Genomic DNA, 11,529 nt, shown 5'->3' on the forward strand with positions numbered 1-11,529 from the left:
TCCGGCTTAATTCTGGTTAATTCGGTTAAGCGCTTATTCCGAACAACCCCGAACATCGACCGCCGTTTTTTAATTCAGGCCACGGCATAATTAAATCTATGGCTAAATACTCCGACGAATTAAAAGGCGTGGCGCGGGCACTTTATCTGCGCCGCTATACGCCAAAAGAAATTGCATCAGAATTAAATCTGCCGAATGCGCGGATCATTTACTACTGGGCGCATAAAGATGGCTGGGCAGATTTGCTCAGTTTTGAAAGCACTGAGGAGGCGATTGAACGCCGCTACCAGCTGCTGACCAGACGCGACGGAAAAACCGATCTCGACCTGAAAGAAATGGACATGCTCATTGCGCACGCCGTGAAGCTGCGGGCGCAGAGCAATAAACATAAAGAGAAACTGGCCTCAAGCAAGGGAGCACACGCCGATCACGCCTGCGATAACGGGAATGACGACGGCGAGCCGCGTAAAAAGCGTAAGTATAAGAAGAACGATATTTCCTCCCTCACCCAGGAGGACTTCGATACTTGGGCCGATGAGCATCTTTTCGACTATCAGAAACATCTGCGCCTGAACATTGGCCAGCAGGTGCGCAACATTCTGAAAAGCCGTCAGATTGGCGCGACCTGGTATTTTGCTTTTGAGGCGTTTGAAAACGCCGTCATGACCGGCGATCCGCAAATATTCCTTTCTGCATCAAAAGTTCAGGCAGAATATTTCCGCTCTTATATTGTCAATATCGCTGAACAGTATTTCGGTATCACCCTGACCGGCAATCCGATCAGGCTCAGCAACGGCGCAGAACTGCGCTTTTTGTCCACTAACAAAAATACCGCGCAGTCCTACAGCGGCCATCTGTACTGCGATGAATATTTCTGGGTGCCGAACTTCGCCAGGCTTAACGAAGTGGCCAGCGCAATGGCCACGCATGACAAATGGCGCACCACCTACTTTTCCACCCCGTCCGCGAAAACGCACCAGGCCTACCCGTTCTGGACAGGCGAAGAGTGGAAAAGAGGCAGTAAAAAACGCGCGGCCGTTAAGTTTCCGTCATTTGATGAAATGCGCGACGGCGGGCAACTCTGCCCGGATGGCCAGTGGCGCTACATCATCACGATGGAGGATGCGATCGCGGGCGGGTTCAACCTGGCCAGCATCGAAAAACTGCGCAACCGCTACAACGATTCCACCTTCAATATGCTCTATATGTGCGTGTTCGTTGACAGCAAAGATAGTGTTTTCAGCTTCTCCGACCTGGAAGCGTGCGCCGTCGAAACGGAAGCATGGCAGGATCACGATCCGAACGCTGCGCGGCCGTTCGGCAATCGCCCGGTATGGGGCGGCTTCGACCCGGCCCGCAGCGGGGATTTATCCTGCTTTATCATACTGGCCCCTCCGGTACTGGCCGCAGAAAAATTCCGCGTACTGGCCGTCTTTAACTGGAAGGGGATGAACTTCCGCTGGCAGGCTCAGCAGATAGAGACGCTGTTTAAGCGCTACAACTTCACCTACCTGGGTATTGACGTGACCGGCATCGGCCAGGGCGTCTTTGACAATATCCAGCACTTTGCCATGCGCGTGGCTGTTCCCATTCGCTACGACATGAGCACCAAAAACCAGCTGGTACTGAAAGCCGCGGACGTGGTGGAAAGTCAGCGCATTGAGTGGGACAAAGAGCTGAAGGAGATCCCGGCCAGCTTTATGGCCATCCGGCGCACCACCACACAGAGCGGTAACGCCATGACCTTTGTTGCAGACCGCAGCCCGGAGACGGGCCACGCAGAATCATTCTGGGCGATCACCCACGCCCTGCACAACGAACCGCTGAACTACGAAAATAAACCAAAATCCCGTTGGGGAATGAAGAAGGCAGCATGACGAAAAAACGATATACCGCCCGTAACAAGCGCGGCGATAAAGCCAAAAAGATGAGCATTATTTCGTTCGGCAAACCCGAGCCGGTGCTGACTACCGGTACGGATTACCGGGATATCTGGTACGACAACGCCGCCGATCACTACACCCAGCCAATAGACCGCCTGGCGCTGGCGCAGCTGATTAACCTGAACGGCCAGCACGGCGGCATCCTGCACGCCCGCAAAAATATGGTGATATCGGACTACATCAGCGGTGGCCTGACCCATGACGAACTTGACGCGGCGGTGTTTGATTTTCTGACCTTCGGTGATATCGCCATTGCAAAAATCCGCAATGGCTGGGGTGACGTTATCGACCTGGCACCGCTGCCTGGCCTTTACATGCGACGCCGTAAGGACAGGGAGAACGCGCAGCCGGTTCCAGGCGACTATGTGGTACTACAGGAAGGAGAGCCACTGGTTTACCCGGAGGAAGATATTATTTTCATCAAGATGTACGACCCGCAGCAGCATATCTATGGCCTGCCGGACTACATCGGCGGCGTCCACTCTGCGCTGCTCAACAGCGAAGCGGTTATTTTCCGCCGTCGCTACTACCACAATGGTGCGCACACGGGCGGTATCCTCTACACCCGCGACCCCAGCATGACGGACGAGATGGAGGAAGAGATTGAACAGCAGCTGCGTGACAGCAAGGGGATCGGCAACTTCTCCACCATCCTGGTGAATATCCCCGGTGGTGAGGGCGACGCCATCAAATTCATTGAAATGGGCGATATTTCTGCAAAGGATGAATTTGCCAACGTGAAGAACATCAGCGCCCAGGACATTCTGAATGCGCACCGCTTTCCGGCCGGGCTGGCCGGTATCGTGCCGCAAAATGCGGCGGGACTGGGCGACCCGGAAAAGACAGAGCGAACCTATAAACGCAACGAAGTACGCCCGGTTCAGCGCCGCCTGGCGATGGCCATCAACGGCGATCCTGAAGTTCCCCCACGACTGCACCTACATTTTTCAGATGAAACAACGGATAAGGATGCGGCATGAGACAAAAAAGGCTAAAATCCAGGCATATTTTGACAGCTGGAGAGTGGAATATGCGCGTGCTGAAAATCGAATGCCCGGAATGCGGCTCAAAGGCGGTTATTCGCAAGACAAACCGGAAGCACCGGCAGATTGCTGATATTTACTGCGCCTGTGCGGACGTAGAGTGTGGGCATACTTTTGTTATGAACCTGACTTTTTCCCACACTCTCAGCCCGAGTGCGAAAACAGGTGATGCGATGGTTCAGGCTCTGCTTAACAACCTGTCACCTGTTCAGAAGCAGATGGCGCTTGATCTACTGAAAGCCACACCCGCCGCGTGAAATGCCCCTGCACTGGGGGCTTTGCAAACTCTTTCGAACTTCCTTTCCAAGCTCTTCCGCTATCTCACCAATCCAGCCCAAAGCAACTGTTTTTTCTTTACTTGTCATTTCTTCAAAATGGGAAATTTTTGCGAGTAACTCAATACGTTCAAGCTGAGCTGACGCCTCCAGCAAATCCATGCAACCCCCTAAATCACAATACTGTATAAATAAACAGTATTTATTAAATCACATGTTTTAAATAAAAAACAGTGGTTTAAGATACTCCTTGTATAACTTCAGATCACATCATGACCAACCCGGCCAGCGCTGGCTGCTCGCATCATGTTGTTTCTCCTGTAACCGACCATTCCTGTAAATCAACGTTCCCCGGCCATACATCAGCCCGCTGCCGCGCATCAGTATGGCTATTTCTTCGTCGGTTCCGTCAAACCCCCTCTGGTTTAAATCACTTTTTAACCGCCAGGGGGCTTCACCCTCCGTACAGTTATTGACAGAACTCCAAGGGGCGGCGCTGCCGCCAAAAAACCCCGCCTCCGCTGGCGCTTCGGCCAACTTCGCAACCTTCTGCCACTTAACCAGACGGGTGCAAACTTCAGAATCAGGGATCAAAGGTGAATAGATACCCTGCACACGCTGAACATCTTCGGCGTACTCGTTACCCTGCTCTGTTATTTCATAGGCCAAGCGAACAACCAGATCTCGACGCGCAACCAGAGCGCCCCCCTGCAACTGGGTATAGGCGGCCCAGTCTCCAACATCAGCCGCCGCCAGCACCGCATCCATGCGGCTATCAGTCAGGCGCTGATCGCCCAGGCGGCGCAACTCCCGCCAGACAGTCACAGGCGCACCACCAATTTGCTGAAACTGGCGAATACGCCAGCGGGATGCCCAGGCTGATACGGATTTGGCCATATCACGCAGGTTTTCCCCGGTTTCTTCATCCTGTTCGCTATCGAGCGCAAAGCCATCGATATTTTTTGAGATGTATTTAGCGATATACCCCGTTGCCGATCCTTTAGCGGGATCGATGGGCTCAACGTGAAAACGCGCTTTAAGCGCGTTGGGTGTCTGAAGCTCTTCTGAATCGGCAATCCTGGCGTGATAGCAAAGGATATCGCGCACCGCCTCAACGTCATGCGGCCGCATGAACAGCAGCATATGCCAGTGCGGTGTCCCATCGTGGTGTGGTTCCACCACGCGAAAACCAAAAATATGAATACCGGCACGGGATATCGCCGCGCGTGCTTTTGCCCAGACGTTGCATAAATAACGCTGCGTGTCCCGTGGACTTAATCCGTTCCACTGAGACACAAAGCCGCCCTTGCTGTGTACAGCGTGATATCGTGAAGGCGCAGTGATTGTGTAAAACTCGCCAGCCAGTCCCTGTTCATTGGCGATATCTTCAAACCCACGCATGCGCACCATCAGTTCACAGCGACGAATGGCCGGGTTAGCAACGCTGCGGTGTACCATGCTGTCCAGCGCAATGCGGTTGCCCTCTTCGTCCATCAGATCAAACTTTTTAAAGAACTCCAGATTACGTTTCTTCTGGTCTATCCATTCGCCCAGGGTTTTACGTGATACGTAGGCGCTGGCAGATTTCTGCACCTGGCCAACGGCGATGGCCAGATGTTCACGTTGCAGATCACGGGCACGCTTCAGGCGCTGATACCACCATTCCGGTGCCATGAGACGCAAAATCCCGGACTCCGCTTTTCGGGTTTCCAGATGGCCTTCATTGGCTTCATGTTCTGCCCAGTACGGCGGCTGATTGTTCAGCATGAGGGAAAGCGAGCAAAGGTTGCGGTAAGCCTCCAGCGTGCGCTGGCGCATTTCCCTTTCGTCTTTTGGTTTGCCCTTCAGCGTGTCGGTGAAGTCATAAAACATCTGAGCTATCCAGCCAGAAACCTGGCCAGACAGCTTTTTGAGATCTGTACGGTCAAGCGATGGCAAACGCTGCAATGACTTGCCAAAAGGGAGATCGAATACATCAGCGGCCAGCTGGTAACGAGCGGCCACTTTCCGCAGACGTGGCAATACATTCCCGCCGATGGTCTTGCGCAGGAATGTATTGGCACGGCGGCGGCCGTCACGGCCAGCAAACAGCTTTTCGTAACGGTTGCCAAAATACCCGGCTAACCAGTCGGGTATCTCGTGAAGAAATTGTGAGCGCCATTCATAATCCTGTGGGTTAACTGCCCACAAACGGCGCTCTGTGAGCGTCGCATTCGCTGGCGTTCCTGGCGCAAAAGTATCACGCCGCCAGGCATCGACGGCGTGATGTTGGCCATAAGCAACGTGCGTCATGCGCAAGCCATTGCAACAGAACCCGCTGGGGTTTTCAGGATCAGCTCTGCGGCTGATTTCTGGCTTGCAGCTGCGGCACCAACACTTCTGGGCGCGTTAACCTTTATCGCCTCAAACCCGGCGTAAAGGTAATGCACCATTTCCAGATCGCTGTTTGAAGCAACAACACTCACGCCCTTTTCAGCAAGACGGCGCAGTTTTCTGGCCAGCCGCCCCTGATCAAGATGTGAAAAGCCGCTTTCAGTGTATGAGGTGAAATTTCCTGATTCCGTCAGATATGGAGGATCGCAATAGACCACATCCCCGGCGCGAACCAGTGCCAGCGTTTCGGAGTAATGCGCAGTGATGAACGTCGCGCGTTTCGCCTTATCAGCAAATGCCCTAACTTCTTTCTGCGGGAAATAGTTTTTCTTGTACTTCCCAAACGGGACATTGAACTGGCCACGGCGGTTGTAACGGCAAAGCCCGTTAAAGCCGTGGCGGTTCAGGTACATGAAACGGGCAGCGGCTTCAACGCTTTCAGATCCAAGCCCCTTTCCTGACAAATTAAACGCATCCCGCACGGCATAGTAAAAAACTGCGCAGCTCTCCTGTTCGCCTAAAGCCCCGGCAGAAAACAGGGATTCAAGTTCCAAAAGAAACGCGTCGGTATGGTAGGCCATCGCCTTATACAGATTGACTAAATCCGGGTTCAGGTCAGCGATCAGGTATTCGTCATAATCAGTATTCATCATGACGGCGCATGAACCCGCGAACGGCTCAACCAGGCGTTTGCCTTCCGGCAGGTGCGGGAGCAGCTGCGGCATGAGGCGGGCTTTACTGCCCACCCACTTAAGCGGAGATCTAATGGTCATACGGCACCGCCCTGTGCTAATGCTTTAATGACACCTAATGTCATTTGGCAATCAGCTAAAGCACGATGTGCCTGCCCCTCAACCACAACACCTTCATGCGCAGCGGCATCAACTAACTTGTGCCATTTATAGGCGCTATATTTCCCTGGCTCACCACGATACTCAGCATAAAGTTTCATCGCACAAACAGCATGGTCTGCAAGCATCCACGGCCCTGCATCGGAAGATCTTCCGGTCAGTTCATAAGTCTGACGAATCAGCCGAATGTCATATTCAGTGTTATAGATAACAAAGCCAAAACGCCTAAACAACTCTTCAACGGCCCCGCATATATCAGTCCATGCAGGGGCAAAGGCAACCATTTCATTGGTTATTCCATGAATGGCGATTGCCTCATCAGGAATAGGCTTAGTGGGCTTAACGAGCGTGTTAAGCAGAATACGACCAGACCTGTCAATGATGCATATTTCAACTATTTCCGCATCATCACCCAGTCCCGTTGTTTCGGTATCAATAAACAAGCGGTCTTCTTCAAGCCACTGTGCAGCGCGAATAACAGACTGTAACTTTTTGCTTTTCAGTTCCATGCGGCACCGCCTTTGCTGCAAATAGCCGCAGCTTCTTCACGCATCAACTCTACAATCTCGGCGGCGCTCAGCCCCTCGTTAGCGGCATGGGTTGCCAGCTTGTCCAGGCGCGTAGCGCACAGGTCTGCGGCAGCGGCTTTTCCCTCCTGCGTAGCTCTGGCGAGCAACTGCAACAGGTCTGTACCGGATTTTGCGACGGGTAAATTCTGGCGAATCATCTGCATAATGGTTTCCTCAAGGCAAAAGAATCCCCGACCATCGCAATGACGGCCAAAAATTCAGATGGATAGTTAGTGGAAGGAAAAGGTAACAGGTACTACTGAATAGCTCGGCGCGGGCACCTTATGCAGCTCATAGGTATTGCGCCACCACTCCTGGATCAGCGCCTTAATTTCGCCAGCACCCAACGACCCCGCCAGGTAGTACATGGAACGGATACTGGCCAGCGCTTCAACCTGCTGATACTGGTTTTGCGCCTCACGATAAACACAGCACCAGTAAGCCGCATTTACGGCCAGCCAGTGGCGCTGACTGGTCACATGCTCAGTGTCATTAAAGAAAAACGGATGTAGGGCAACACGATTATTTTTTACGGTGCTTTTTTCCACAAAGAGAATGGCGTAATTGTGTGGTACGCCCCATGCGGCCAGCTCGCGCCCCAGCTCTTTAGCGTCTACCGAAATAATGGACATTAGTGATTCTCCTGCTGCATTTTGCTAACGATATGAGGCGCAATAATCATCTGCACCCCGTTGCGGCTATTAATCGGATGCGCTTTTTTAATCGGCCTGTCATGTGCTGTACGGGCTGAAAAATCAGAGTCCCGCAACGAACCGAAACCCTCAAAAGTCAGACGCGCCCTGGATATGCCCTGGCGCAAGTGGATCATGGCGCGATAGTCCAGACGTTCGAAAAGTTCGCGCCAGCAACACTTGCTAAGACTGGCTTTAAACTCCCCGGATCCGGAAGAGACGCCCGCAGCATGGAGGACAACCCCGCGCCACTCCGGCGTTAACTTGTCCCACCAATCTGCGGCTTCACTGCTGTTACTGAAATATTTGCGACGTATGTTGCGCAGTTGCGCCAGCCCCAGCTTTTGCTGTTCCTGATTAATGGCCATACTGCCCCCGCACTAATCCCATCAGGCGATGCCACCAACGGCGGCGCGGTTGATGCGCCTTAAATTTATATACGTGGCTGGGATTCCAGCGCTGACCATCTGGCAGCTCAATCCAGCCAGTTGAACCGCTGGCCAGCTGCATAGGTGGTGACTGGTGCTTCAAATAGGTAACAAAGGCTTTCATTGTTTTCCCTCACATCATTCCTGTGACGTTAGTTGTCACGATATCGACAGCAGCAGCCAGCACCGGCGCGGATTGAATACGGCTCTCAACGGTATAAGCCAGCACGGAAAGGCTGCGGATGGCATCGCGGGCGCGATCAAGGATTTGATTTCGACGGGCGGAGGTCATGCACTCCGTTGATACGGCTTCCCCAGCGATCGCACCGACACTGGCGGTGGCGGTCAGGGCACAAAACTGCATATTCCCTGGCGTGGCATTGTTCACTGGAACTGACGGCAGGCAATTAATCTGGCTCAGAAGCCCATCCAGCAGGCGGGCATCTTCTGTGTGGTCAGTAATCGCCAGCAATTCATCGCACGTCAGGCGGTGTGGTTGAATTGGGTTCAACTTATTGCGCAGAATCTGCGGACGCATACCAACAGCAGCGGCCACATCTTCCAGGTTGTGCGCCAGCGCAAACGCTCGGCAAGCCGCATCAAAATGGGCATGTTTAGAAGTCTGATAATCAAACATTGTTAGCTCCTCCCTAATCCGTAGGATGAATTACGCGTTAAGCGAAACATCACATTCGCTTAATGCCATCACGGTTAAGGCGGCCATGTTCACTTCAACCAGCCCCTTTTTCTGCGCTCCTTTTGGTTTGATTGGCAATTTTCCGTATGAAATCAAGTTCTCAGCAGTGCTACGGGACATACCAGTACGGCGGCAATATTCATCAAGTGGGATGTATGGATCGGGGATCACGATTGTAATGTTGGGACGCATAATGCAAACTCCTCCGGTTAGGGATACGCCAATATCCTTTTTTATCGACCTATATTCGACTTAATCGACAACACGGAGACTCTACTTCGACTTAATCGAGAAATCAATAAAGATTTCGACTTAACCGAAAGAGTGAGCTAATGAGCAAATTTTCCTTCGAGCAGATCGGACACAGTAGCGACGTCTTGGATCGAGTCGTAGACGCCTACGGCTTCACATCAAAACTCCAACTTGCAGACCATTTTGATATGGCTTCCAGTAGCCTATCTGCGCGTTTCAAGAGGGGGATATTTCCGGCTGATATGGTTGTTAGGTGTGTAGCTGAAACTGGCGCCTGTCTGGAATGGCTCGCTACTGGTCAAGGCAGGAAGTTTGACGATGAAGAACTAGATATTTTGAAAATGCCTAGGCGCAAAATCGTGGACGGACTTCTATACGAAGCAGGCATGTACATGCTAGATAAAGTCTCATTTTTACCCGGGTTTCCTCTGCCATCAGCACCGCTATGCGTTCTGGATGGTAATACCCAGTTTATCGTTGATACCACCTTCAACGAAGTCTATGACAATCAATGGTTAGTTGAAATTGAAAGTAAATCCAGTATTCGAACCCTCACCCGCATTCCTATCAAAAAGGTAAGAGTTAGTGGCGTTGGAATGGCCTTCGACTGTTCAATTGAAGATATAAAAATACTGGGCAAAGTTGTATTAACAATAAAATAAACATAAGGATTTGAATATGATTGACTACAAAACAGCATCAAAAGATCAGCTGAAAGCAGAGATGAAACGCCTAGCTAGCGTTGTATCTGATACCCCCTTTGGTACAAAAAAAGAATTTTTCCATCTCCCTGAGATTTTAAACTCCAGCGAACAACCATTGGCAATTGCCAGTGGGATGATGGATGGAAACACATGGCTCATAACCCTGACCAACAAACGAGTAATCTTTCTTGATAAAGGCATGATTTTTGGTGTTAAGCAGGTTGACATTAATCTTAATAATATTGTTAGCGTTGGCGGTAAAACAGGGCTTATGTTTGGGGAGATTATGATTTCTACCAGCGGTCAAAATTACACAATTAAAAATGTAATGAAGGGTTCAGTAATTCCATTTACAAACCTGGTGAATGAAACAAGAAACACTTTGAACTCCGCCGCCCAACCAAAACAAGAACCAACTAAAGCCACCCAATCTTTTGACGAACAAATGTCAAAAATTGAACGCCTAGCCGAAATGAAAGAAGAAGGAATACTGACTGAAGAGGAATTTCAACAACAGAAACAACGTATTCTTAATGGTTAATTTATGCCTGTAAGAAAATTATCCAATGGCCAATGGGTTGCTGATTTTTACACCGTAGACCGAAGCGACGGTAAAGACGGTAAGCGGGTACGCAAAAAATTCGCCACCAAAGGCGAAGCGCTTGCGTTTGAAAACTACACCCTTCAAAAAGTCGAGGACACTCCCTGGCTTGGACAAGGAAAGGATAAACGCCGCCTTTCAGATTTGATACATCTCTGGTTTGAGCGCCACGGGATAACCCTGCGCGATGGTGAAAAGCGTAAAAGCGCCATGTTATGGGCTGACGAGTGCATGGGTTCCCCGATGGCTACTGAGTTCACCGCGCAGCTGTTCACCGCTTATAGGGCTAAAAGACTTGATGGCCATTTTGCCCGTACTAAGCGCGTTGCTCAGGTTTCGCCGCGAACCATGAACCTGGAGCACGCTTATTTCCTCGCTGTATTTAATGAATTAAAGCGGCTCGGTGAATGGGATGCACCGAACCCATTAGAAAACGTTCGTCAGTTCAGAACAGAAGAAAGTGAAATGGCCTACCTGACTGGTGAACAGATTGACAAGCTTTTAGAGGAATGCCGCCTCAGTTCTGCGAAAGATCTGGAAATGGTAGTGAAAGTTTGCCTGTCTACTGGCGCTCGATGGGGGGAGGCTGAAAAACTGAAACGCAGTCAGATAACAACGGGAAAGGTCACATTCATAAAGACCAAAGGGAAGCGTAACCGCACCATCCCACTTGACTCAGAAATCATAGCCGAACTTCCAAAAAAGAATGGGTCACTTTTTATCCCATGTTATTACGCCTTTAGATCAGCTCTGGAAAGAGCGGGGATTGAATTACCGGCTGGGCAGTTGACGCACGTTCTCAGACACACCTTTGCATCCCATTTTATGATGAATGGCGGGAATATACTGGTGCTTCAAAAAATACTCGGGCATACCGATATCAAAATGACGATGCGTTACGCCCACTTCGCGCCAAACCATCTAGAGGAAGCGTTAAAACTTAACCCTCTAAAATGTCGCAAAAGTGTCGCAGAAACTTAAGAATACTGGCCCTTATTGGTGGATATTGGTTTTGTAAATTGCTGATTTATATCTAAGTTATTGTTTATACATTGGCTGTTATGGTTCTCATAATCGCTTGGTCGCTGGTTCAAGTCCAGC

16 protein-coding genes are annotated in these 11,529 nt (G+C 50.9%); 6 read left to right on the forward strand and 10 right to left on the reverse strand.

The features are described 5' to 3' along the window. Window positions 1-98: 98 nt before the first annotated feature. The 3 genes from HMPREF3178_RS18950 to HMPREF3178_RS18960 are packed head-to-tail and all read left to right on the forward strand — an operon-like array spanning window position 99 to window position 3,243. Window positions 99-1,877 (forward strand): terminase large subunit domain-containing protein, encoded by a 1,779-nt coding sequence (locus tag HMPREF3178_RS18950; RefSeq protein WP_070585393.1) that lies wholly within the window; start codon window positions 99-101, stop codon window positions 1,875-1,877. Continuing rightward, window positions 1,874-2,923, forward strand: a complete 1,050-nt coding sequence (locus tag HMPREF3178_RS18955; protein ID WP_070585394.1) for a phage portal protein — start codon at window positions 1,874-1,876, stop codon at window positions 2,921-2,923. Before HMPREF3178_RS18950 ends, HMPREF3178_RS18955 begins: the two co-directional genes overlap by 4 nt. Then, window positions 2,920-3,243 (forward strand): Ogr/Delta-like zinc finger protein, encoded by a 324-nt coding sequence (locus HMPREF3178_RS18960; protein WP_038431884.1) that lies wholly within the window; start codon window positions 2,920-2,922, stop codon window positions 3,241-3,243. The genes HMPREF3178_RS18955 and HMPREF3178_RS18960 overlap by 4 nt, the downstream gene beginning before the upstream one ends. On the opposite strand, the gene HMPREF3178_RS30170 is transcribed toward HMPREF3178_RS18960, so the two are convergent. The 10 genes from HMPREF3178_RS30170 to HMPREF3178_RS19005 form a co-directional block, all read right to left on the reverse strand. Further along, window positions 3,217-3,423: a hypothetical protein gene (locus tag HMPREF3178_RS30170; RefSeq protein WP_077270130.1), complete on the reverse strand. Its 207-nt coding sequence runs from the start codon at window positions 3,421-3,423 to the stop codon at window positions 3,217-3,219. The two genes, HMPREF3178_RS18960 and HMPREF3178_RS30170, sit on opposite strands and share 27 nt — an antisense overlap. 108 nt (window positions 3,424-3,531) lie before the next feature. Then, window positions 3,532-5,553 carry a replication endonuclease gene (locus tag HMPREF3178_RS18965; RefSeq protein WP_070585396.1) on the reverse strand — a complete coding sequence of 674 codons (2,022 nt, stop codon included), beginning with the start codon at window positions 5,551-5,553 and terminating at the stop codon, window positions 3,532-3,534. Continuing rightward, window positions 5,550-6,407 carry a DNA adenine methylase gene (locus tag HMPREF3178_RS18970; RefSeq protein WP_070585398.1) on the reverse strand — a complete coding sequence of 286 codons (858 nt, stop codon included), beginning with the start codon at window positions 6,405-6,407 and terminating at the stop codon, window positions 5,550-5,552. The genes HMPREF3178_RS18965 and HMPREF3178_RS18970 overlap by 4 nt, the downstream gene beginning before the upstream one ends. Continuing rightward, window positions 6,404-6,994, reverse strand: coding sequence for a 3'-5' exonuclease (locus tag HMPREF3178_RS18975; protein WP_070585399.1), 591 nt, complete (start codon window positions 6,992-6,994; stop codon window positions 6,404-6,406). The genes HMPREF3178_RS18970 and HMPREF3178_RS18975 overlap by 4 nt, the downstream gene beginning before the upstream one ends. Beyond that, a complete protein-coding gene (locus HMPREF3178_RS18980; RefSeq protein ID WP_070585401.1) occupies window positions 6,985-7,218 on the reverse strand; it encodes a DUF2732 family protein in 234 nt (77 codons plus the stop codon). The genes HMPREF3178_RS18975 and HMPREF3178_RS18980 overlap by 10 nt, the downstream gene beginning before the upstream one ends. Before the next feature lie 66 nt (window positions 7,219-7,284). Then, window positions 7,285-7,686, reverse strand: coding sequence for a hypothetical protein (locus HMPREF3178_RS18985; RefSeq protein ID WP_070585404.1), 402 nt, complete (start codon window positions 7,684-7,686; stop codon window positions 7,285-7,287). Further along, a complete protein-coding gene (locus HMPREF3178_RS18990) occupies window positions 7,686-8,114 on the reverse strand; it encodes a hypothetical protein (RefSeq protein ID WP_032411117.1) in 429 nt (142 codons plus the stop codon). The genes HMPREF3178_RS18985 and HMPREF3178_RS18990 overlap by 1 nt, the downstream gene beginning before the upstream one ends. Further along, a complete protein-coding gene (locus HMPREF3178_RS18995) occupies window positions 8,104-8,298 on the reverse strand; it encodes a phage filamentation protein Fil family protein (RefSeq protein WP_070585406.1) in 195 nt (64 codons plus the stop codon). Before HMPREF3178_RS18995 ends, HMPREF3178_RS18990 begins: the two co-directional genes overlap by 11 nt. Before the next feature lie 9 nt (window positions 8,299-8,307). Further along, window positions 8,308-8,811, reverse strand: coding sequence for a phage regulatory CII family protein (locus tag HMPREF3178_RS19000; protein ID WP_070585407.1), 504 nt, complete (start codon window positions 8,809-8,811; stop codon window positions 8,308-8,310). A gap of 30 nt (window positions 8,812-8,841) precedes the next feature. Further along, window positions 8,842-9,063, reverse strand: a complete 222-nt coding sequence (locus tag HMPREF3178_RS19005; protein WP_015460844.1) for a helix-turn-helix transcriptional regulator — start codon at window positions 9,061-9,063, stop codon at window positions 8,842-8,844. Window positions 9,064-9,203: 140 nt separating this feature from the next. Between HMPREF3178_RS19005 and HMPREF3178_RS19010 the strand changes: the two genes are divergently transcribed. Genes HMPREF3178_RS19010 through HMPREF3178_RS19020 form a run of 3 tightly spaced genes read left to right on the forward strand, consistent with a single transcriptional unit; the run spans window position 9,204 to window position 11,409 of the window. Beyond that, window positions 9,204-9,785 (forward strand): phage repressor protein CI, encoded by a 582-nt coding sequence (locus HMPREF3178_RS19010; RefSeq protein WP_070585409.1) that lies wholly within the window; start codon window positions 9,204-9,206, stop codon window positions 9,783-9,785. Window positions 9,786-9,801: 16 nt separating this feature from the next. Then, on the forward strand, window positions 9,802-10,368 hold the full coding sequence (locus tag HMPREF3178_RS19015) for a PH domain-containing protein (protein WP_070585411.1): 567 nt from the start codon (window positions 9,802-9,804) through the stop codon (window positions 10,366-10,368). A 3-nt stretch (window positions 10,369-10,371) separates the two neighbouring features. Next, window positions 10,372-11,409: a phage integrase gene (locus HMPREF3178_RS19020; RefSeq protein WP_070585414.1), complete on the forward strand. Its 1,038-nt coding sequence runs from the start codon at window positions 10,372-10,374 to the stop codon at window positions 11,407-11,409. Window positions 11,410-11,529 lie beyond the last annotated feature (120 nt).

It is taken from the genome of Klebsiella sp. HMSC09D12 (assembly GCF_001808475.1).
In the GTDB taxonomy this organism is placed as follows: domain Bacteria; phylum Pseudomonadota; class Gammaproteobacteria; order Enterobacterales; family Enterobacteriaceae; genus Klebsiella; species Klebsiella oxytoca.

Bases quoted from the DNA above. Each gene is read 5' to 3' on its own strand.
- HMPREF3178_RS18960 (WP_038431884.1), top strand. From the start codon at position 2,920: ATGAGACAAAAAAGGCTAAAATCCAGGCATATTTTGACAGCTGGAGAG.
- HMPREF3178_RS18985 (WP_070585404.1), bottom strand. From the start codon at position 7,686: ATGTCCATTATTTCGGTAGACGCTAAAGAGCTGGGGCGCGAGCTGGCC.
- HMPREF3178_RS18970 (WP_070585398.1), bottom strand. From the start codon at position 6,407: ATGACCATTAGATCTCCGCTTAAGTGGGTGGGCAGTAAAGCCCGCCTC.
- HMPREF3178_RS18995 (WP_070585406.1), bottom strand. From the start codon at position 8,298: ATGAAAGCCTTTGTTACCTATTTGAAGCACCAGTCACCACCTATGCAG.
- HMPREF3178_RS18965 (WP_070585396.1), bottom strand. From the start codon at position 5,553: ATGACGCACGTTGCTTATGGCCAACATCACGCCGTCGATGCCTGGCGG.
- HMPREF3178_RS18980 (WP_070585401.1), bottom strand. From the start codon at position 7,218: ATGCAGATGATTCGCCAGAATTTACCCGTCGCAAAATCCGGTACAGAC.
- HMPREF3178_RS19015 (WP_070585411.1), top strand. From the start codon at position 9,802: ATGATTGACTACAAAACAGCATCAAAAGATCAGCTGAAAGCAGAGATG.
- HMPREF3178_RS30170 (WP_077270130.1), bottom strand. From the start codon at position 3,423: ATGGATTTGCTGGAGGCGTCAGCTCAGCTTGAACGTATTGAGTTACTC.
- HMPREF3178_RS18990 (WP_032411117.1), bottom strand. From the start codon at position 8,114: ATGGCCATTAATCAGGAACAGCAAAAGCTGGGGCTGGCGCAACTGCGC.
- HMPREF3178_RS18955 (WP_070585394.1), top strand. From the start codon at position 1,874: ATGACGAAAAAACGATATACCGCCCGTAACAAGCGCGGCGATAAAGCC.
- HMPREF3178_RS18950 (WP_070585393.1), top strand. From the start codon at position 99: ATGGCTAAATACTCCGACGAATTAAAAGGCGTGGCGCGGGCACTTTAT.
- HMPREF3178_RS19020 (WP_070585414.1), top strand. From the start codon at position 10,372: ATGCCTGTAAGAAAATTATCCAATGGCCAATGGGTTGCTGATTTTTAC.
- HMPREF3178_RS19000 (WP_070585407.1), bottom strand. From the start codon at position 8,811: ATGTTTGATTATCAGACTTCTAAACATGCCCATTTTGATGCGGCTTGC.
- HMPREF3178_RS19005 (WP_015460844.1), bottom strand. From the start codon at position 9,063: ATGCGTCCCAACATTACAATCGTGATCCCCGATCCATACATCCCACTT.
- HMPREF3178_RS18975 (WP_070585399.1), bottom strand. From the start codon at position 6,994: ATGGAACTGAAAAGCAAAAAGTTACAGTCTGTTATTCGCGCTGCACAG.
- HMPREF3178_RS19010 (WP_070585409.1), top strand. From the start codon at position 9,204: ATGAGCAAATTTTCCTTCGAGCAGATCGGACACAGTAGCGACGTCTTG.